This is a genomic window from uncultured Bacteroides sp. (assembly GCF_902491285.1).
Classification (GTDB): domain Bacteria; phylum Bacteroidota; class Bacteroidia; order Bacteroidales; family Bacteroidaceae; genus Bacteroides.
In genome coordinates, this window is the sequence record NZ_CABUHK010000090.1 from 1 (window position 1) to 20393 (window position 20393).

A 20393-nucleotide genomic window follows, 5' to 3' on the forward strand; every position below is an offset into this window, starting at 1 on the left:
AATGTTTCAGAATTGTGCTCACCCGCCACCAGTATTTAACCGTTACCGATGAAGCCATCAAGCGTACTATCGGCAAAACGCTGGAAGAGTCTTTCAGCATTCTCACCGGAATCACTGACCCGGCACAACTCGAAGCTTTCCGACAGGAGTACAGACTGGAAGCGGATGTACACATGAACGCGAACACCCGTCTTTTCCCCGACACCCTTTCTACACTGAAAGCGTTAAAGGCACGAGGTGCCCGCATCGGAATCATCTCTACCAAATACCGTTTCCGCATATTGAACTTCCTGGACGATTATCTGCCGGAAGACTTTCTTGATATAGTGGTAGGCGGAGAAGATGTAAAAGCCGCAAAACCTTCACCCGAAGGGGTTTTCTTTGCATTGGAACATTTGGGAAGCACCCCACAAGAAACATTATACATCGGTGACAGTACCGTAGATGCGGAAACTGCCCGGAATGCAGGAGTCGATTTTGCAGGCGTACTCAATGGAATGACCACTGCCGACGAACTTCGTGTTTACCCACATCGGATGATTATGGAGAATCTCGGAAAGTTAGTTTAGCTCTTTTCTCATAATAGAACTTTTAAAAAGAGATCAGAAAAAGTTTAATAGCGATTTTACTCTCATCCTGTGCCAAAACTCCAGTTTCAACGGTCGGAACTCCTGTACCCAAGGCAGGAAACTTCAGTTTCCGCAGCTAGACACTTTAGTTTCTAACGCTTGAAACTCAAGTTTCAGCGGCTTGAAACTAAGTGTTTCACCGTATGAAACCAACAGTTTCAAGGCATGAAACACAAAGTCCCCCTATAGATTACGAAAGTCTTCCCCTACTTTCCGATTTTCAATACCAATAACGAGTGTGTTGCAGATACCGTTTCTGCAACCTATCTGCAACAGGTATCTGCAACGCTATAATAACCTGATTAGTTGACAGTTATAGCGAAATTGTTGCAGATGGCAGATGTTTGTGCGTTTTAAAAACTATGTAGAGAAGAAGAAGTAATCCTATTGAATAAAAAAAGAGCGGAAACATTTGCTTGGATTGAATAAAAGTAGTACTTTTGTGCCCGATTATTCCGCAACGGGTTCGATAAAGAGTTCTTTAAGTGATTAAAGACCACCCGCCGGAGCTAACTTATACATTTATATATAAGATGTACGCAATTGTAGAAATTAACGGTCAGCAATTCAAAGCAGAAGCTGGTCAGAAGTTGTTCGTTCACCACATCGAAGGTGCAGAAAACGGTTCAACAGTAGAATTTGAAAAAGTTCTTTTGGTAGACAAAGACGGAAATGTAACAGTAGGTGCTCCTACCGTAGAAGGCGCTAAAGTTGTTTGCCAGGTTGTTTCAAACTTGGTTAAAGGCGACAAAGTTCTTGTTTTCCACAAGAAAAGAAGAAAAGGTTACAGAAAACTGAACGGTCACCGTCAACAGTTCACTGAGTTAACAATCACAGAAGTAGTAGCTTAATCAATTTAAAAAGTAAGAAGAAATGGCACACAAGAAAGGTGTCGGTAGTTCTAAGAACGGCCGCGAATCACAAAGTAAGAGATTAGGCGTTAAGATATTTGGTGGCGAAGCTTGCAAAGCAGGTAACATCATCGTTCGTCAAAGAGGTACTGAATTCCACCCGGGTGAAAACATCGGAATGGGTAAAGACCACACTCTTTTCGCTTTAGTAGATGGTACAGTTAGTTTCAAAGTTGGTAGAGAAGACAGAAGATATGTTTCTGTAGTTCCTGCAACTGAAGCATAATTGCATAACCCAAAATATTCGAGAGAAGGAGATGTAATCTGAAAAGGATTACATCTCCTTTCTTTTTTATGTCCGTTTTCATTGCTTGATTGTTCGTTTTTTCTTTATCTTTGCATCCATTAAACGAAAGTTCATAAAAAGTATAGATATGCTTACCATTAAACAAATTACAGAAAACACAGAGGCGGTACTCCGCGGACTGGAAAAGAAGCATTTCAAAAATGCAAAAGAAACGATCGATCAAGTGATCGCTCTAAACGACAAGAGACGTAGCACGCAGAACCAATTAGATAAAAACCTGGCAGAAGTCAACTCGCTTTCACGCACTATCGGCCAACTGATGAAGGAAGGCAAAAAAGAAGAGGCTGAATCTGCACGCGCACGCGTTGCCGAACTGAAAGAAGGCAACAAAGAACTGGACGCCACTATGACGCAGGCTGCGACCGACATGCAGAATATCCTCTATACCATTCCCAATGTTCCTTACGATGAAGTGCCCGAAGGTGTAGGAGCCGAAGACAACGTTGTAGAAAAGATGGGTGGTATGGAAACAAAACTTCCCAAGGACGCGCTCCCTCACTGGGAACTGGCAAAGAAATACGATTTGATAGACTTCGACTTGGGAGTTAAAATCACAGGCGCAGGTTTTCCTGTATATAAAGGTAAAGGCGCACAACTTCAACGTGCCCTTATCAACTTCTTCCTCGACGAAGCACGCAAATCCGGATATACCGAAATCATGCCGCCGACAGTAGTCAACGCCGCTTCCGGTTATGGTACAGGCCAGCTTCCCGACAAAGAGGGACAGATGTACCATTGCGAAGTAGACGACTTATACCTGATTCCGACAGCAGAAGTTCCTGTGACCAATATCTATCGTGATGTAATACTCGAAGAAAAACAATTGCCGATTATGAACTGCGCATACACGCAATGTTTCCGTCGCGAAGCCGGTTCTTACGGTAAAGATGTACGCGGATTGAACCGTCTGCACGAATTTTCCAAAGTAGAATTAGTGCGCATCGACAAGCCGGAACACTCTAAACAGTCTCACCAGGAAATGCTGAATCATGTAGAAGGCCTGTTGCAGAAACTGGAATTGCCGTATCGCATTCTCCGTCTTTGCGGCGGCGATATGAGCTTTACCGCTGCGCTTTGCTTCGACTTCGAAGTATATTCCGAAGCACAGAAACGCTGGTTGGAAGTAAGTTCCGTATCCAATTTCGACACTTATCAGGCCAACCGCTTGAAGTGCCGTTATCGTAACGCAGATAAGAAAACCGAACTTTGCCATACATTGAACGGTTCCGCATTGGCTTTGCCGCGTATCGTTGCCGCTCTGCTCGAAAACAACCAGACTCCGGAAGGTATCAGAATTCCGAAAGCATTGGTTCCGTACTGCGGTTTCGACATCATAGACTAAAAAAGAAATTTTCACTCTTGTAAGAATAAGGAAGGTCTTCTTCTTACAAGAGTTTTTTTACATAACCTTTTAACAGATTTACCCCCATGACAAAAAACACAAAGAGTTTTGCACTGCCTTTGACATTCATCGGCATCATGTTCTTCGCGATTGGTTTCGCATTAGGAATTAATTCACTATTGGTTCCCGTACTACAAAAATCACTGGGAATCTCGAACACGGCTTCTTACCTTATCATTGCTGCAACCTTTATTCCATTCCTGGTATTCGGCTATCCTGCCGGGCTCACCATCAAGGCGATTGGCTACAAACGTACCATGTCACTGTCTTTCTTTATTTTTGCTGTGGCATTTTACCTGTTCATCCTGTCGGCATCACAGGAAAGCTTCACCTTATTCCTGTTGGCATCTTTCATCAGCGGAGCCGCCAATGCATATCTGCAAGCATCCGTCAATCCTTATATTACGATACTGGGACCACTGGACAGTGCCGCAAAACGTATCAGTATAATGGGTATCTGCAACAAGCTGGCGTGGCCTATTCCTGCTATCTTCATTGTATGGCTGCTGGGCAAAGATGTCAGCCTGATTGGTATTGAAGATTTGAGCAAGCCGTTCATTATCATCATCTGCGCTTTTGTCGCCTTGGGTGTCATGGCATTCTTCGCACCGCTACCCGAAGTCAAAGCAGCCGGAGAAGATGAAAGCGAGGACGAAGCCGAAGCCTGCCCGTATGCTGCAAGTAAAACTTCCGTTTTTCAGTTCCCGCACTTGCTGTTGGGCTGTCTGGCACTGTTCCTTTATGTAGGTGTTGAAACAGTCTCACTCGGTACGCTGGTCGATTATGCCAAAGAACTCGGCTTGGAAGGCGCTGCCAACTACGCATGGATTGCTCCTATCGGTATTGTTATCGGCTATATCTGCGGTATCATCTTTATCCCGAAATACCTCAGCCAGGCAACAGCCTTGAAAATTTGCTCTATTCTGGCAATCATCGGTTCACTGCTGGTAGTACTCACTCCAAGCCACATTTCCATCTATTTCATTTCGTTTATGGCATTGGGATGCTCACTGATGTGGCCGGCACTGTGGCCGCTCGCCATGGCAGACCTCGGCAAATTCACGAAAGCAGGCTCGTCATTGCTTATCATGGCAATGTTCGGCGGAGCCGTTATCCCCACCCTTTACGGTTGGCTGAAAGACGTAGCCACTCCCCAACAGGCATACTGGCTGTGTCTCCCCTGCTTCTTGTTCATCCTATATTACGGAGTGGCCGGATACAAAATCAGAACGAAATAAAAAGAGAGATTCACTCATATATAGGAAGCCACTCATCAAAAGAGTGGCTTTTCTTTTTGTTTTTCGTAAATAAGCCGTATCTTTGCCGAAATTTATAACATTCTGCTAGCAGTTACGTAATAAAACCAACAAATTAATTAGATAATGAACAAAATCATTAGCAAGGAACGCTTTTCTGAAAAGGTGTTCAAATTTGAAATTGAAGCCCCTTTAATTGCTAAATCTCGTAAGGCCGGACACTTCGTCATTGTACGTGTAGGCGAAAAGGGAGAACGTATGCCTTTGACTATCGCCGGTTCTGATATAAAGAAAGGCACTATCACCCTGGTGATACAGGAGGTAGGGCTATCTTCTACCCGCCTCTGTGAGTTGAACGAAGGTGATTATATTACAGACGTAGTAGGTCCTCTCGGCCAAGCGACTCACATTGAAAACTTCGGAACTGTTGTTTGCGCCGGTGGTGGCGTAGGTGTGGCCCCAATGCTCCCTATCGTACAAGCTTTGAAAGCTGCCGGCAACCGTGTGATCACTGTATTGGCAGGACGTAATAAAGACCTTATCATTCTCGAAAAAGAAATGCGCAAAAGCTCCGACGAAGTTATCATCATGACGGATGATGGCTCTTATGGTCGCAAAGGACTGGTAACGGAAGGTGTGGAAGAAGTTATCAAACGCGAGAAAGTGGATAAATGCTTCGCTATCGGCCCTGCTATCATGATGAAATTCGTTTGCTTGCTAACCAAGAAATATGAAATTCCCACTGACGTCTCATTGAACACGATTATGGTAGATGGAACAGGTATGTGTGGCGCTTGCCGTATCACTGTAGGAGGAAAAACCAAATTTGTTTGTGTAGACGGTCCGGAATTCGATGGTCACCAAGTAGATTTTGATGAAATGCTGAAACGCATGGGGGCATTCAAAAACATCGAACGAGAAGAAATGCACAAACTCGACACTGTATGCGAAGCTACAAAGGAGACCGACGAAAAAAGCCGTAATGTTGCCTGGAGACAGGAGTTGCGTAAGTCGATGAAAGCCAAAGAACGCACGGCTATCCCGCGTGTTGAGATGAACGAACTCGATGCAAAATATCGTTCACATAGCCGCAAGGAAGAAGTAAACCAAGGGTTGACTGCTGAACAGGCTATAACAGAATCCAAACGTTGTCTCGACTGTGCAAACCCAGGATGTATGGAAGGTTGTCCGGTAGGAATTGACATTCCCCGTTTTATCAAGAACATCGAGCGTGGAGAATTTCTGGAAGCAGCAAAGACATTAAAAGAGACAAGTGCACTTCCGGCTGTTTGCGGTCGTGTCTGCCCACAAGAAAAACAATGCGAATCAAAGTGTATTCATCTGAAAATGAATGAGAAACCGGTAGCTATCGGTTATCTGGAGCGTTTTGCAGCTGATTACGAACGCGAGAGCGGACAAATCTCCGTACCAGTCATTGCTGAAAAGAATGGTATCAAAGTGGCTGTTATCGGCTCGGGACCTGCAGGATTATCGTTTGCAGGTGATATGGCGAAATATGGATATGACGTAACTGTATTCGAAGCATTGCACGAAATTGGCGGTGTACTGAAATATGGTATTCCTGAATTTCGTCTGCCCAACAAGATTGTTGATGTTGAGATTGACAATCTAGCCAAAATGGGAGTTAACTTTATCAAAGACTGTATTGTAGGAAAAACAATTAGTATAGAAGACCTGAAAGAGGAAGGTTTCAAAGGGATATTTGTAGCTTCCGGTGCCGGTCTTCCTAACTTTATGAATATTCCGGGCGAAAACTCAATCAATATTATGTCTTCCAACGAGTATCTTACCCGTGTCAATCTAATGGATGCAGCCAGCGAAGACTCTGATACTCCGATAGCTTTCGGTAAGAATGTAGCAGTAATCGGTGGCGGCAACACAGCCATGGACTCTGTCCGTACGGCCAAACGTCTGGGTGCCGAACGCGCCATGATTATCTACCGTCGTTCGGAAGAAGAAATGCCCGCACGTATCGAAGAAGTTAAACACGCAAAAGAAGAGGGAGTAGAATTTCTGACACTGCACAATCCTATCGAATATATTGCAGACGAGCAGGGTTGTGTAAAACAGGTTATTCTACAAAAAATGGAATTAGGCGAACCGGACGCTTCTGGACGTCGTAGTCCTGTCGCTATCCCAGGTGCTACGGAAACGATTGATATTGACCTAGCTATCGTAAGTGTCGGAGTGTCGCCGAACCCGATTGTCCCTAGTTCTATCAAAGGACTGGAGTTAGGACGGAAAGGAACGATTGCCGTAGATGAGAACATGGCATCTTCTATCCCGATGATTTATGCAGGTGGCGATATTGTACGCGGTGGAGCCACTGTGATTCTCGCCATGGGTGACGGCCGTAAGGCAGCGGCGGCTATGAACGAACAGTTAAAAACAAAGTAGTAACAAGAAAATAGAATAGATAAAAAAGAAAAGCCCTGCTTACATTCTGTAAGACAGGGTTTTTCTTATAAAAATATCAAAGATACTTTTTTACTTTACTACTTTGTTCGTCGCAGGGTCGGGGAAAATGACAGACGGTTTAAACGACTTCGCTTCCTCAAAATCCATTAACGCATACGACATGATAATCACAATATCATCCGGTTGTACTTTACGGGCGGCAGCACCATTCAGACAAATTTTGCCGGAACCGCGTTCACCTTTGATAATATAGGTTTCAAAGCGTTCGCCATTATTATTATCAGCGATATACACCTTTTCTCCCGGAATCATGTTTGCCGCATCCAGCAGATCTTCATCTATCGTGATACTACCCATGTAGTTCAGATTCGCTTCCGTGACACGCGCACAATGAATTTTCGACTTCAACACTTCAATCATCATAAGGTTTCGTCTTTTTAGTTATTCTTTATATTTAATGTTATCAATCAGTCGGACTTCACCGCAGAATACCGTGATGCATCCCACTGCATAGGAAGTATCTTCCCAATCATTTATCTTCTGCAATGTATTTCCGTCTACGATTTCAAAATACTCCAACCGCAAGCCCGGAGCAGCTTCAATCGCATCCTCAACCATCTTCTGCGTTTCACTCACCGTATGAGTGGCTGCAAAGTTACGACTTTTAAATAAGGTCTGAGAAATATTTAAAGCATTTTCACGTTCTTGTGCAGATAAACGCTTGTTACGGCTGCTCAATGCCAGTCCGTCTTCTTCACGCACAATCGGACAGCCTACTATTTCGAGCTTATATTGCAATTGGCGTACCATCTCACGAATAATTGCTAATTGCTGGAAATCTTTCTCGCCGAAATAAGCCTTGTCCGGCTGCACAGCGTCAAACAACTTGCTGACAATCTGACAAACACCGTTGAAATGCCCTGGACGGAACGCACCTTCCATCACTGTATCCAACGGAGCATAGCTGAATTGACGGGTGTCCGGCTCCGGATACATCTCGCTCACGGAAGGAGCAAACACAAATGCAGCGCCACATTCTTCCAACAGACGGCAGTCTGCATCCAATGTACGCGGATATTTCTCCAAGTCGTTTTTATCGTTAAACTGTGTGGGATTTACAAAAACACTCACAACAGTTACACCATTCTCACTTACGCTGCGCTTTACCAGAGATGCATGTCCCGCGTGTAAAGCACCCATTGTAGGAACCAGTCCTACCGTTTTACCTTGGGCTCTCAGGGCAGTCAAATTTGCCTGTAAGTCCTTGATAGTGTGCACTATTTTCATTTTCGTCAATTGGTTTATGTTTTACTCGTTTGCAAAAACTCTGCAAAATAAACTAATATTTGCCACATAAAGAAAGAATATCTTATTTAATGTGTCTTTTTTTTCGTATCTTTGCAGAATATTATAGAGAACTATTGTTATTATGACAAAGGCGAATAAAGTTTTATTTATTACTCAAGAGATTACACCTTACGTTTCAGAATCCGAAATGGCCAATATAGGTAGAAACCTTCCACAGGCGATACAAGAAAAAGGCCGTGAAATCAGAACTTTTATGCCCAAATGGGGAAACATTAACGAGCGCAGGAACCAACTGCACGAAGTGATTCGCCTCTCCGGTATGAACCTGATTATCGATGATACTGACCACCCCCTTATTATAAAAGTAGCTTCTATCCAATCCGCACGTATGCAGGTATATTTCATCGATAATGATGATTATTTCCAGAATCGGATGCAGGCTATGGACGAAAACGGCATAGAGTATGACGACAACGACAGCCGCGCTATCTTCTATGCGCGTGGTGTATTGGAAACCGTGAAGAAACTTCGCTGGTGTCCCGATGTAATTCACTGTCATGGCTGGATGACAGCGTTAGCACCTCTTTATATTAAGAAAGCGTACAAGGATGAACCGTCGTTCCGTGATGCCAAAGTTGTATTCTCTGTATATGAAGACGACTTCAAAAATACGCTCAGTGACGACTTTGCAACTAAATTAATGTTGAAAGGAATATCTAAGGATGATTTAAGCAACTTAAAAGAACCGGTAGATTATGCCGCCCTTTGCAAACTCGCCGTGGATTATTCGGACGGAGTGATACAAAACAGCAAAAAGGTGAATGAATCTATCATTGAATATGCCCGTCAATCAGGTAAACTGATACTTGATTATCAGAACCCGGAGAACTATGCAGATGCTTGCAACGAGTTCTACGATCAGGTATGGGATGCCACTGCGAACAAAGAAGAAGAAGAATAAAAATCAAGATACGACGATCATGAAAGCAAAATACGCCTTAATAGCTTTACTGGCAATCACGTTTTTCGGTTGTGATGATAACACAGCAGGATTAGGACTGGGAATGTTTCCGGGAAGCGACCAAGATATCAATGGAAGACTGACAACATTTGATGTTAGAACGGAATCCGTTCATGCAGGCCAAATTTATGCGATGAGCAATATTGGTTATGTAGGAAAATTTACGGATGATGTATTCGGTACTTATCAAGCCGGATTCCTGGCAGAACTGAACTGTACGAAAGGAATGACATTTCCAGGGGTATACAATTATGAAAAAAACACATCTCTCGATAGCAAGAACAAAGCTACACAGACGATGGTAGGCGAAGGTGGAGACCCTATAGATAAAGAAGGACTTGAATTTGTGTACAGTAATGGCAAACTTATTGGCAATATCCACACTATCGAACTTTATTTGTGGTATGATACTTATTTCGGAGATTCCTTAACAGCTTCCCGTTTAAGTGTATATAAATTAGGAGAAGCAGCAAAAGAGTTGAATGAAGATAATGCTTATTATACTGATATTAAGCCTGAAGAATTTTACAATCCTCAAAATCTATTAGGGACTAAGGCCTATACTGCAGTTGATCTATCCGTAAAAGACTCTATTCGTAATCTTAGCACATACGTTCCTAGCGTACATGTTTCTTTTAAAGATGAGATGGCCAAAAAAATAGGAAAAGATATAATAACAAAAGCTTATGACGCTGGAAGTAACTTTGACAGAAAAGCACTTAAAGAAGCTTTTGCAGGACTTTATGTAAAGAGTGACTATGGTGACGGTACAATACTTTATATAGACCAAATCCAAATGAATGTAGTATATAAATGTTATGCAGTAGATACAATTACAGGTTCTATATTACAAAGGAAAGTAATACATGATGGTGAAAGCAAAGACTCCACCTATTATGGATATCGTATGTTTACGTCTACCCGTGAAGTAATTCAAGCAAATAGTTTGGATAATGATAAAGATGCTATTCAAGCATGTATCAATAATCCCGATTGGAGTTATCTAAAAAGTCCGGCAGGAATATTTACCCAAGTTACTCTACCTGTTAGCGAAATAGCAGATAAACTTCAAGGAGACACTTTGAATGCCGTCAAATTAGGTATTCCTATCTATAATGAAACAAATAATAAGAAATTTGGAATGTCTGCTCCACGAAGTGTTTTATTAATACGTAAAAAGCATAAAGACACCTTCTTTGAAAAGAACCAACTAAGTAATGGTATAACTTCAGTTTTATTTGATTATTCATCATATACAAACAGCTTTACTGAATACACGTATAATAATATCACGCAATTGATAAATGATTGTTTGGCAGATGGGGAAAGAGATGCTGCAGAAAAGAAATTCAACAATCATGAAACAATAACTCTGCAAATCACCAATTCTGAGGGTAAAACTGAATCTAAGATCGTTGACAATATTAAAGACTGGGAAGAATTCAGTGATTGGAACAAAGTAGTACTTATTCCGGTACTTGTTACCAAAGACTCTTCTTCAAGTAATAGCTACTACAATAATAATTCCAGTCAGGTCATAAGTATACAGCATGATTTGAAACCAAGTTATGCACGTTTGAAAGGTGGAACTAACCCTGCCAATGTATTAAAACTTGAAGTTGTATCCACAAACTTTGAGACAAGAGCAAAATAAGAAATCATAGAAACATCTATAAAATAATAACGCGGATTACTTGAGGTAGTCCGCGTTATTATTTTATAGATATACATCCCCAAACAAATGACAGACAGATAAAAGCCGTAAGCTCGATTTCCATCAAGCTCACGGCTTTTAATTATATCCATCAAGATTATGTATTATCCTACTCTTCTTTCTTGACAGTAGCTTTCTTTACCTTGCCTGCCGGCTTCTTTGGTTCGGCAGCAGATTTAGCAGCAGCCTTCTTGGCAACAGGTTTATCGGCAACAGCTTTAGCCACCGATTCTTTGGCAGCCGCCGCTTTCTTTACCGTAGCCTTTTTAGCAGCTTCCTTTGCAACTTTCGCCTGCAACCTCTCAACCTCTTTCTCCAACTCAGTGATTTCGTCACCTTGATTCTTAATCGTAGTCAACAAAGAGTTAAGTTCTTCACTGTCAACATCTGAAGGATACAATGAGTCTACCCGTTTGATAAAGTCAGCTAAAATATTCATGTAGTTAGTGAAAGCATCGTAAGGAGAGTCATAGATACCACGATTCAACCACATACCGTTATTCTTTGTAGTCATGAAACGGAAATTATTGCTGGCCTGCAAATAGTCCCAGTCTTGCTTGATACGACGGTCGTCACTTAAATGAACGCGCTCTGCTACACTATACAATTTATTAAAAGCTTCACGTTGCATTACATTACCCAGCCAGCAGCTAGTATCCCTTTCTTCATCTACCCATGACATCGGATAAGCAACATCAAGCTGAGAAACAGATTTCAACTTCGTCACGATTTCAGTTGGCGTAGAGAAAGTAATACCTTTCGCTTTCGCACATTCCGGCAAAGCTTTTAGGAATTCAAGGATATTGGAAGATAACGGCTGAGCCATACCCAGCGCACTCAACTCCATAAAGATATTGATAACCTGTTCCTCTTGTGGCAATGCATCAATCCAATTGATATATTTGTCTGCAAACAAAGGATATTCCGCCCAATCCGAATTAGAAAAACGCAAACTTATATCATCCGACAGTTTGAAATCTCTCAATAGAAGTTTGAGGCTCGGAGCCTGATTACAGTGGTATACATAATGCGGGCTCTTCCATCCCAACACATGCTTGGCACCTTCAGTCAACATTCCCTTGAAACCCATAGAAGCCACCAAGCCGCCAATCTCATCCGAATAAATCAAACTGGAATTACGGAACACTTTCGGTTCCTTTCCAAACATCTGTTTCATCTTATCACGCTGACGAAGCACTTCTTCACGGAAGCAATCTTCATTGGCAAGTGAAGACAAGCCATGTGAATAAGGTTCACAAAGGAACTCACAACAACCGGTATCATTCAATTGATGTAATAAGTCAATCACTGCCGGAGCATGGATCTCGAGTTGTTCCAAAGCTACTCCCGAAATGGACAGCGCAACCTTAAAAGCACCGCCCGAATTCTTCGCCATCTCAATCAATGTGCTGAGAGCAGGAATATATGAACGTTCGGCCACTTCATTCATGCCCGTTTCATTCGCATAATCATCGTAATAATAATGATCATTACCGATATCAAAGAAACGGTAGCGTTTCAAATGTATAATTTGATGTATCTCAAAATAAAGACAGATAGTTCTCATTTTTGTATATTGTTTCGTTATTTACCATAGTTTCTTAACACATCCTCGTAAAGAGCACGGATTCTTAAACCTACTTTTTCCCAAGTAATTCCGTCAACCTCTTTCTTTCCTTCTTCCTGGAGATATTGGAAAAGAGATGGATTCGTACAGATGGAATAGATAGCATCCGCCATAGCATGAATATCCCAGTAGTCGGTCTTAATCACCTTGTCGAGAATTTCACCACAGCCCGATTGCTTGGAAATGATGGAAGGCGTTCCACATTGCATAGCTTCCAAAGGAGCGATACCGAAAGGCTCGGAGACAGAAGGCATGACAAATACGTCACTATTCTTATAAACCTCATATACTTGTTTACCTTTCATAAAGCCCGGGAAGTGGAAACGGTCGGCAATGCCGCGTTCTGCCGCCAGATTAATCATGGCATTCAGCATATCACCCGAACCCGCCATTACGAAACGGATATTACGGGTGCGTTTCAATACAAGCGCGGCAGCTTCCACAAAGTACTCCGGCCCTTTCTGCATGGTAATACGTCCGAGGAAAGTAACCACCTTCTCTTTAGAATGATCGGGACGCGGAATATCCAAAAGCTCTTGTGACAACGGATAAACGGCATTGTGCATGGCAAATACCTTTCTCGGATCCTGATGATACTCGTTAATAACCGTTCGGCGGGTCAGCTCGGACACGCACATGATACAGTCGGCATGATCCATGCCGTTCTTCTCTATCGAATAAACAGTAGGATTGACTTTGCCGCGGGAACGGTCAAAATCCGTAGCATGCACATGGATACAAAGCGGCTTGCCGCTTACCATCTTGGCATGTACACCGGCAGGATAAGTCAGCCAGTCATGTGCATGAATAATGTCAAATTCCTGCTGACGAGCAACTACTCCGGCTATTATGGAGAAATTATTGATTTCTTCATGCAAGTTTCCGGGGTAACCGCCGGCAAACTCCATACATCCCAAATCATTGACATGCATATAAGAAAAATCAGCATAGATATGATCACGGAAAGAGTAATACTCTTCCGGTGACATATGCGCCTGCAAGCGGGATTTCAGGTAGTCGTAATTAACGTCACGCCATACGACAGGCACCTGATTCATACCGATTATTTTCAAGAACTGTTCTTCTTCGCCACAGGGTTTAGGCATACAGAAGATTGTTTCCATATCACCCTGCAAGCTCAATCCCTTAGTTATTCCGTAAGAAGCAACTGCAAGACCACCATATATTTTTGGGGGGAATTCCCATCCAAACATTAAAACTTTCATCTTCGTTCCTCCTTTTTTTAATAATACTTAGACAGCAGCTTCAAAACACGCAGGATTTCTGCCACATTCATCGCAAATGATACAGCGCCACGTCCCCTGAAAGGCGGATTTCCATCAAACAATTCCGCAATGGAACCAACGCAATGGCTTGTCATTTCATCATCATAGCTAATCAGTTGACGTTCCACAAATGACAGACCGCTCATCTTATAAATCCGAAGATAAGCTTCCAAATAGAATCCCATCAGCCAAGGCCAAGCCGTTCCCTGATGATATGCATAGTCACGCTGTATCTGCGGTCCGACATAATTCGGATTATATCCCCCACTCTTCGGGCTCAAGGAACGTATTCCCTTAGGAGTCAGCAATTCCTTGGTCACAATATCGAGCACTTGTTTCTTTTGCGCCCGGTCTAGCGGAGAGTAATCAAATGCCACGGTAAATATCATATTGGGACGTACACTCCAATCCATCATATTGCCATCCACATAATCAAGCAGATACCCGTATTCATTGCGGAATACATCGACAAATGACTTTCCTGTCACTTCTGCCTGCGCATCGAGTTCATCTGCCAGATATACATCACCACCCTCACGCGACAAATCCGCCACAAAGCGCAATGCATTATACCACAATGCGTTAAACTCAACAATATATCCTGTACGTGGAATCACCGGATGTCCGTTCACTGTAGAGTTCATCCATGTAATCGCTTTCTCTGTGCCATTGGCATAAAGCAATCCGTTCTCATGCAGGAAGAGATTATCATGTTTCCGCTGGCGGATAAACTCCATAATATCTTTCAGGAGTTTTCCATATTTCTGGCGGCATTGTTCGCGCGAAGTCTCTTTAGCATATTGCTGCAAAGCCCAGACCGCCCAAAGCAGGACATCAGGATGCTCCATTTCATAAATCTTGTATCCGACAGGCTCTTCGTTGATAAAGTTACGAACCGCCTTTTCCGCCGTTTTCATTACATCCTCAAATTCATCAACTTCATCCAAGGCAAGTGTCAGTCCCGGCAACGCAATGAACATATCACGCGCACGGCATTTGAACCAGGGATAACCGGCAAGGATATAATGTTCTCCTTCCTGCTGGTTATGGAATTGGTGGGCTGAATTTTTCAGACAGTGGTAGAAGCTGTCGCGTGGCGTACGGTCGGCCACTTCCGCTTCAAAGGTCTGCTTCAGTCTGCGAGGGGATGTTTCCGAAATTCCGGCAGAGAATACGATACTCTCGCCTTTCTTGATATCCACCTCGAAATAACCGGGAACATAAAGGTCTTCATTGAAGTCATATCCGCGTTCCTGTTCTTTCGGGTATTCAATACCACGATACCAGTCGGGCTGGAAGTGGAACTCACACTTCTTGTTCAACTGCATGTAAAGTTCCGGATAACCGGGATACATACACGTCTTTATACCGTTTTCCACAAGTTGATACTCGCGGCTTGCCTGTGCGTTTTCGTGAGTGTACTCGCGTACGCTTCTGAAAGCGAGGAACGGGCGGAAACGCAACGTCGTTGCCGAGTGCGCATCGAGCAAAGTATAACGAATCAGGATTCTGTTTTCATGATGTACAAAAATTTTTTCTTTGCGGAGAACCACACCTCCAACACGGTAAGTCGTCGCCGGGATATGCTCACAATCAAACTCGCGGATATACTTGTGTCCGTTGGGACTAAAGTTGTTTCCTTGATATTTATGCAATCCCAGGTTAAACTCTGCACCGTGTTGAATTACCGTTTCATCAAGAGAAGATAGCAGCACATGATTTTCATCGTCGAGATTGGGAACTGGAATTACCAACAGGCCGTGATATTTGCGTGTGTTACAATCAACAATCGTCGTACAATGATAAGCTCCTGCTTTGTTCGTCCGGAGGATTTCTCTCTGAAGAGATTCTTCCAGATTCGTCATGAGGGTCTTGTCAAATCGTAAATAACTCATAGTTGTGCATTATTTAAAGGTTAATTATTGGCTATTATTATTGTATATATATTTATGTTACACCGCATATATATCGGCTGTAACAGTATATACAACAGGTATAACGCCCAAATGTACAAATTATAGATAAAAACAAAAATAAAAAGCCTTTTTATTTTCAGATTTTGTGCAAATATTCGTAGTATTGCGTAAAATATCTAAAGAAAAGAATGTCATGAAGCAAGATATTCAGCGTATCATGGTGGCTGCCGCAAAGCCCTTGTTCTTAATTTTCATATTATACATACTCAAGTTGCTCGAAGTCGGGATGGACTGGGACTTCTCCCATCTGGGGGTATACCCTATGGAAAAGCGTGGTTTGACCGGTATTTTAACTCATCCGCTGATACACAGCGGATTCAGTCATCTACTGGCAAACACACTCCCTTTATTTTTTCTTTCCTGGTGTCTTTTTTACTTTTACCGGGGAATAGCCGGCAGAATTTTTGTGCTTATCTGGCTCGGCGCGGGACTGCTCACCTTTATAATAGGTAAACCGGGATGGCATATCGGTGCCAGCGGACTTATCTACGGACTGGCTTTCTTTCTCTTTTTCAGCGGTATTCTCCGCAAATATGTCCCGCTTATTGCCATTTCACTGCTTGTCACCTTTTTATATGGCGGGATTATCTGGCATATGTTTCCCTACTTCTCTCCCGCCAATATGTCGTGGGAAGGGCATCTCAGCGGTGGAATCATGGGAGTGCTCTGCGCATTTGCCTTCGTAAATCACGGGCCTCAACGACCGGAACCTTTTGCAGATGAAGAGGAGGAGGAAGAAGCCAGCGAAGCAGCAACAACTCCGGAAGAAGGCGAAAACACATAAAACAGGTATACAGCAACTTCCTGTCAGGACTTATGCAACGCCTCAATCAGCAAGGTTATATTTGCAGTAAACAGCCTTACTGAAATAGCCAGCAGAATGATGCCGAAGAATTTACGGATAAGGTAAATACCGCCTTTTCCGAGAAAACGCTCCACACGTCCGGTCATACTTACCACGAAGTAAACCCAAATCATATTCAACACCAAGGCTATGATAATATTAATACTGGCATATTCCGCCCGCAGGGAAAGTAATGTAGTGAAAGCCCCGGCACCTGCCAGCAAAGGAAAGACAAGCGGCACCAAAGTGGCTTCTTTGATAGGACCCTGATTCTTGAAAATCTCAATATCCAGAATCATTTCCAAAGACATGAGGAAAATAACAAATGCACCTGCAACGGCAAACGATTCAATATCTACATGGAAGAGTTTCAGCATCATATCTCCCGCATAGAAAAATCCTATCAACAAGACAAAAGAGATGACAGTAGCTTTCATTGCATTCACATCTTTCCCTTTTTCCTTCAGATTAATGATAATAGGTATAGAACCGATAATATCTATTACCGCAAAAAGTACGATAAACGCACTGATCATCTGTTGCCAATTGAAGCCTGCAAACATAATTTCCTCCTTTTTTTCTGCAAATATACTCTATTTTTATGCATTCAAACAATAAAAAAAACAAAAAGAGAGGTCATATGTTGACAGCAGTGTTGTATTATGAGTAAATTTGTACGATTAACAAGAGATTACGACGTATGGAAACGATGTTCGACACTTTACTCCAATTGCCTTTATTCCAAGGTCTTTGCCATGAAGATTTCACCAGCATACTGGATAAGGTAAAGTTACACTTTATCAAGCATAAAGCGGGAGAAACTATCATTGAAAGTGGCAGTCCTTGTACACAGCTCCGTTTTCTGCTGAAAGGCGAAGTTTCAATCGTCACAAATTCCAAAGAAAACATTTATACTGTCATTGAGCGAATGGAAGCGCCCTATCTGATAGAGCCGCAGTCGTTATTCGGAATGAATACCAATTATAATTCTTCTTATATAGCGCATACGGAAGCCCACACCGTGAGCATCAGCAAAGCGTTTGTACTCAGCGACCTGTTTAACTACGAAATCTTCCGGCTCAACTACATGAATATTGTGAGCAATCGGGCACAGAACCTTTATTCACGTTTATGGGAAGAGTCCACACTGGATTTGAAAAGCAAAATCATCCGTTTTTTTCTGCTGCATTGCGAAAAGCCTCAAGGAGAAAAGATATTCAAAATTAAGATGGACGACCTTGCCCGCTATTTGGACGACACCCGGTTGAATACTTCCAAAGCGCTTAATGAATTGCAAGACAACGGTTTGGTTGAATTGCGACGGAAAGAGGTTCTTATTCCGGATGCACAACGGCTGCTAATCTAATAAGTTTAGAATAATATCCAGATGCTTCACAAGTGCTGACACATATAATACAACAAGCAAGTCATATCATAAGAAAAGCCTCAACGGGAAATCCCATTGAGGCTTTTCTTATGATGGATATTTTATTCCCACTCTATGGTTGCCGGTGGCTTGGAGCTGATATCATAAGTCACGCGATTCACGCCCTTCACCTTATTAATAATATCATTCGAAACTTTACCCATAAATTCATAGGGCAGATGTGCCCAGTCGGCAGTCATGGCATCCGTAGATGTTACGGCGCGCAAGGCAACTGCTCTTTCATAGGTACGTTCATCCCCCATTACGCCAACAGACTGTACCGGCAATAAGATAACTCCTGCCTGCCAAACTTTATCATACAATCCCCAGTCACGCAATCCCTGGATGAATATATCATCAGCATCTTGCAGGATACGCACTTTCTCCGGAGTAATATCTCCCAAGATACGTACAGCCAAGCCAGGCCCCGGGAACGGATGACGGGTAATCAGATGTTCCGGCATACCCAATTCACGACCTACACGGCGAACTTCATCCTTAAACAACAAACGAAGCGGTTCGCACAATTTCAGATTCATTTTTTCAGGAAGACCACCTACATTGTGATGACTCTTAATCACTGTTCCTGTGATAGACAATGATTCGATGCAATCCGGATAGATGGTACCCTGAGCCAGCCATTTCACATCTTTTATCTTGTGAGCTTCTACATCGAACACATCAATAAAGCCTTTACCTATAATCTTACGCTTTCTTTCCGGCTCAGCCACACCGGCCAATTCGGAAAAGAACTTCTCACTGGCATCTACGCCGATTACATTCAGACCGAGGCATTCGTAATCAGCCATCACGTTCTTAAACTCATTCTTACGCAGCATACCATGATCTACGAAGATACAAGTCAGGTTCTTGCCAATGGCTTTGTTCAGCAATACCGCAGCAACAGAAGAATCTACGCCACCGCTCAAACCGAGTACTACTTTATCATCGCCCAACTGAGCTTTCAATTCGGCAACCGTGCTTTCGATAAAGGAAGCAGGCGACCAGTCTTGCTTGCAACCGCAAACATCCACCACGAAATTCTTCAGAATCTGTGTACCGTCTTCACTGTGAAACACTTCAGGATGAAACTGCACACCCCATACATCCTCACCTTCTATCTGATAAGCAGCAATCTCTACTTTATCCGTCGAAGCGATTTTCTTAAAATTATCCGGAATAGCCGTAATCGTATCACCGTGACTCATCCATACCTGCGAACCGTCACGAACTCCTTTGAACAACACATTATCCTTGCAGAAAGAAGCCAGATGAGCACGTCCGTATTCGCGCGTACCAGCCGGCTCTACTTTTCCGCCATTGGTATACGACATAAACTGTGCTCCATAGCAGATACCCAATATAGGATATTTACCGCGAATCTCGCTCAAATCGACTTTAAAAGCATCTTTGTCATAAACAGAAAAAGGGCTTCCCGAAAGGATTACCCCTTTAATTGTTGTATCTTCCTTAGGAAATTTGTTGTAAGGAACAATTTCGCAATACGTGTCCAATTCGCGGACACGACGGCCTATAAGCTGTGTAGTCTGCGAACCAAAATCAAGAATTATTATTTTCTCCTGCATATTAATGGTTGGATTTTGAATAAAATGGTCTGCAAAAGTAGGAAAAAGTACGCAATCTATATAATAATGAAGAAAAAAATAAAGGAGATTCACAAGATAACACTTGAAATCTCCTTTATTTTAATTAGCTCAAATACTCTTTTCTTTCAGCAAATCGCGAATCTCCGTCAGTAACACTTCTTCTTTTGTAGGTACCGGTGGAGCGGGTGGTACGGCTGCGGCTTCCTCTTTTTTCTTCGCCGTCAACTTAGTCAGCAGTCGTATAAATAAGAATATGGCAAAGGCAATAATCAGAAAATCAAAAGTTGCTTGCAGAAACTGACCGTAATCCAAAGATACTGCAGGCGCAATCTCTTTACCGTCGGCCCCTACTTCAGCCGCTTTCATTACCCATTTCAAATCCGTAAAATTCACACCGCCAACCAGTAAGCCGATTGGAGGCATAATTACATTAGCAACCAATGATGATACGATTTTTCCAAACGCACCACCAATTACTACACCGACAGCCATGTCGATAACGTTTCCTTTCATGGCAAACGCCTTAAAGTCCTGTAAAAATGTGCTCTTTCCCATCTTTTTCAATATTTAATGTGAATTTAATGCGCGAATATAAAAACATTTTTGTAATTTTGCACCGCATTTGAAAATAAAACAAGTG

18 protein-coding genes are annotated in these 20393 nt (G+C 42.7%); 10 read left to right on the top strand and 8 right to left on the bottom strand.

What is annotated here, in order from left to right; genetic code table 11:
• From RDN93_RS18515 to RDN93_RS18540, 6 genes are all read left to right on the top strand, one after another.
• On the top strand, positions 1-569 hold a 569-nt coding region (locus RDN93_RS18515), incomplete at its 5' end, for an HAD-IA family hydrolase (protein WP_308746865.1).
• Positions 570-1162: 593 nt separating this feature from the next.
• Positions 1163-1480 (top strand): 50S ribosomal protein L21, encoded by a 318-nt coding sequence (gene rplU / locus RDN93_RS18520; protein WP_044657262.1) that lies wholly within the window; start codon positions 1163-1165, stop codon positions 1478-1480.
• A 22-nt stretch (positions 1481-1502) separates the two neighbouring features.
• On the top strand, positions 1503-1766 hold the full coding sequence (gene rpmA, locus RDN93_RS18525; protein ID WP_065537887.1) for a 50S ribosomal protein L27: 264 nt from the start codon (positions 1503-1505) through the stop codon (positions 1764-1766).
• Between the two features lie 148 nt (positions 1767-1914).
• Positions 1915-3189 carry a serine--tRNA ligase gene (gene serS, locus RDN93_RS18530; RefSeq protein ID WP_308746866.1) on the top strand — a complete coding sequence of 425 codons (1275 nt, stop codon included), beginning with the start codon at positions 1915-1917 and terminating at the stop codon, positions 3187-3189.
• An 86-nt stretch (positions 3190-3275) separates the two neighbouring features.
• Positions 3276-4487: a glucose/galactose MFS transporter gene (gene gluP, locus RDN93_RS18535; RefSeq protein ID WP_308746867.1), complete on the top strand. Its 1212-nt coding sequence runs from the start codon at positions 3276-3278 to the stop codon at positions 4485-4487.
• A 144-nt stretch (positions 4488-4631) separates the two neighbouring features.
• Positions 4632-6923 (top strand): bifunctional dihydroorotate dehydrogenase B NAD binding subunit/NADPH-dependent glutamate synthase, encoded by a 2292-nt coding sequence (locus RDN93_RS18540; RefSeq protein ID WP_005680143.1) that lies wholly within the window; start codon positions 4632-4634, stop codon positions 6921-6923.
• A gap of 90 nt (positions 6924-7013) precedes the next feature.
• Here RDN93_RS18540 and panD read toward each other — a convergent pair whose 3' ends face one another.
• Together panD and panC are read right to left on the bottom strand one after the other, a co-directional pair.
• On the bottom strand, positions 7014-7367 hold the full coding sequence (gene panD, locus RDN93_RS18545) for an aspartate 1-decarboxylase (RefSeq protein ID WP_005677409.1): 354 nt from the start codon (positions 7365-7367) through the stop codon (positions 7014-7016).
• A gap of 18 nt (positions 7368-7385) precedes the next feature.
• Positions 7386-8231: a pantoate--beta-alanine ligase gene (gene panC, locus RDN93_RS18550; protein WP_308746868.1), complete on the bottom strand. Its 846-nt coding sequence runs from the start codon at positions 8229-8231 to the stop codon at positions 7386-7388.
• A 142-nt stretch (positions 8232-8373) separates the two neighbouring features.
• On the opposite strand from panC, the gene RDN93_RS18555 reads away from it, so the two are divergent.
• Positions 8374-9213 (top strand): glycogen/starch synthase, encoded by an 840-nt coding sequence (locus RDN93_RS18555; RefSeq protein WP_005677407.1) that lies wholly within the window; start codon positions 8374-8376, stop codon positions 9211-9213.
• 19 nt (positions 9214-9232) lie between these two features.
• Positions 9233-10927, top strand: a complete 1695-nt coding sequence (locus RDN93_RS18560) for a DUF4270 domain-containing protein (protein WP_308746869.1) — start codon at positions 9233-9235, stop codon at positions 10925-10927.
• 169 nt (positions 10928-11096) lie between these two features.
• Here RDN93_RS18560 and RDN93_RS18565 read toward each other — a convergent pair whose 3' ends face one another.
• Genes RDN93_RS18565 through RDN93_RS18575 form a run of 3 tightly spaced genes read right to left on the bottom strand, consistent with a single transcriptional unit; the run spans position 11097 to position 15795 of the window.
• Positions 11097-12554, bottom strand: a complete 1458-nt coding sequence (locus RDN93_RS18565; RefSeq protein WP_308746870.1) for a glycoside hydrolase family 57 protein — start codon at positions 12552-12554, stop codon at positions 11097-11099.
• 17 nt (positions 12555-12571) lie between these two features.
• A complete protein-coding gene (locus tag RDN93_RS18570) occupies positions 12572-13840 on the bottom strand; it encodes a glycosyltransferase (protein WP_308746871.1) in 1269 nt (422 codons plus the stop codon).
• 17 nt (positions 13841-13857) lie between these two features.
• Positions 13858-15795 carry a glycogen debranching enzyme N-terminal domain-containing protein gene (locus tag RDN93_RS18575; RefSeq protein ID WP_308746872.1) on the bottom strand — a complete coding sequence of 646 codons (1938 nt, stop codon included), beginning with the start codon at positions 15793-15795 and terminating at the stop codon, positions 13858-13860.
• A gap of 214 nt (positions 15796-16009) precedes the next feature.
• On the opposite strand from RDN93_RS18575, the gene RDN93_RS18580 reads away from it, so the two are divergent.
• Positions 16010-16660, top strand: a complete 651-nt coding sequence (locus RDN93_RS18580; protein WP_308746873.1) for a rhomboid family intramembrane serine protease — start codon at positions 16010-16012, stop codon at positions 16658-16660.
• A 23-nt stretch (positions 16661-16683) separates the two neighbouring features.
• Here the strand turns inward: RDN93_RS18580 and RDN93_RS18585 are convergent, their stop codons facing one another.
• Positions 16684-17283: a MarC family protein gene (locus tag RDN93_RS18585; protein ID WP_308746874.1), complete on the bottom strand. Its 600-nt coding sequence runs from the start codon at positions 17281-17283 to the stop codon at positions 16684-16686.
• Positions 17284-17420: 137 nt separating this feature from the next.
• Between RDN93_RS18585 and RDN93_RS18590 the strand changes: the two genes are divergently transcribed.
• Entirely contained in the window at positions 17421-18086 is a 666-nt protein-coding gene (locus RDN93_RS18590; protein WP_308746875.1) for a Crp/Fnr family transcriptional regulator, read from the top strand.
• A gap of 122 nt (positions 18087-18208) precedes the next feature.
• On the opposite strand, the gene guaA is transcribed toward RDN93_RS18590, so the two are convergent.
• Both guaA and mscL read right to left on the bottom strand, forming a co-directional pair.
• Complete coding sequence (gene guaA / locus RDN93_RS18595; RefSeq protein ID WP_308746876.1) at positions 18209-19732, bottom strand: glutamine-hydrolyzing GMP synthase; 1524 nt, start codon at positions 19730-19732, stop codon at positions 18209-18211.
• A 129-nt stretch (positions 19733-19861) separates the two neighbouring features.
• Positions 19862-20308 carry a large-conductance mechanosensitive channel protein MscL gene (gene mscL, locus RDN93_RS18600; RefSeq protein ID WP_308746877.1) on the bottom strand — a complete coding sequence of 149 codons (447 nt, stop codon included), beginning with the start codon at positions 20306-20308 and terminating at the stop codon, positions 19862-19864.
• Between the last annotated feature and the right edge of the window lie 85 nt (positions 20309-20393).

Coding starts and splice junctions, on each gene's coding strand:
- rplU (WP_044657262.1), top strand. CDS start 1,163: ATGTACGCAATTGTAGAAATTAACGGTCAGCAATTCAAAGCAGAAGCT.
- rpmA (WP_065537887.1), top strand. CDS start 1,503: ATGGCACACAAGAAAGGTGTCGGTAGTTCTAAGAACGGCCGCGAATCA.
- serS (WP_308746866.1), top strand. CDS start 1,915: ATGCTTACCATTAAACAAATTACAGAAAACACAGAGGCGGTACTCCGC.
- gluP (WP_308746867.1), top strand. CDS start 3,276: ATGACAAAAAACACAAAGAGTTTTGCACTGCCTTTGACATTCATCGGC.
- RDN93_RS18540 (WP_005680143.1), top strand. CDS start 4,632: ATGAACAAAATCATTAGCAAGGAACGCTTTTCTGAAAAGGTGTTCAAA.
- panD (WP_005677409.1), bottom strand. CDS start 7,367: ATGATGATTGAAGTGTTGAAGTCGAAAATTCATTGTGCGCGTGTCACG.
- panC (WP_308746868.1), bottom strand. CDS start 8,231: ATGAAAATAGTGCACACTATCAAGGACTTACAGGCAAATTTGACTGCC.
- RDN93_RS18555 (WP_005677407.1), top strand. CDS start 8,374: ATGACAAAGGCGAATAAAGTTTTATTTATTACTCAAGAGATTACACCT.
- RDN93_RS18560 (WP_308746869.1), top strand. CDS start 9,233: ATGAAAGCAAAATACGCCTTAATAGCTTTACTGGCAATCACGTTTTTC.
- RDN93_RS18565 (WP_308746870.1), bottom strand. CDS start 12,554: ATGAGAACTATCTGTCTTTATTTTGAGATACATCAAATTATACATTTG.
- RDN93_RS18570 (WP_308746871.1), bottom strand. CDS start 13,840: ATGAAAGTTTTAATGTTTGGATGGGAATTCCCCCCAAAAATATATGGT.
- RDN93_RS18575 (WP_308746872.1), bottom strand. CDS start 15,795: ATGAGTTATTTACGATTTGACAAGACCCTCATGACGAATCTGGAAGAA.
- RDN93_RS18580 (WP_308746873.1), top strand. CDS start 16,010: ATGAAGCAAGATATTCAGCGTATCATGGTGGCTGCCGCAAAGCCCTTG.
- RDN93_RS18585 (WP_308746874.1), bottom strand. CDS start 17,283: ATGTTTGCAGGCTTCAATTGGCAACAGATGATCAGTGCGTTTATCGTA.
- RDN93_RS18590 (WP_308746875.1), top strand. CDS start 17,421: ATGGAAACGATGTTCGACACTTTACTCCAATTGCCTTTATTCCAAGGT.
- guaA (WP_308746876.1), bottom strand. CDS start 19,732: ATGCAGGAGAAAATAATAATTCTTGATTTTGGTTCGCAGACTACACAG.
- mscL (WP_308746877.1), bottom strand. CDS start 20,308: ATGGGAAAGAGCACATTTTTACAGGACTTTAAGGCGTTTGCCATGAAA.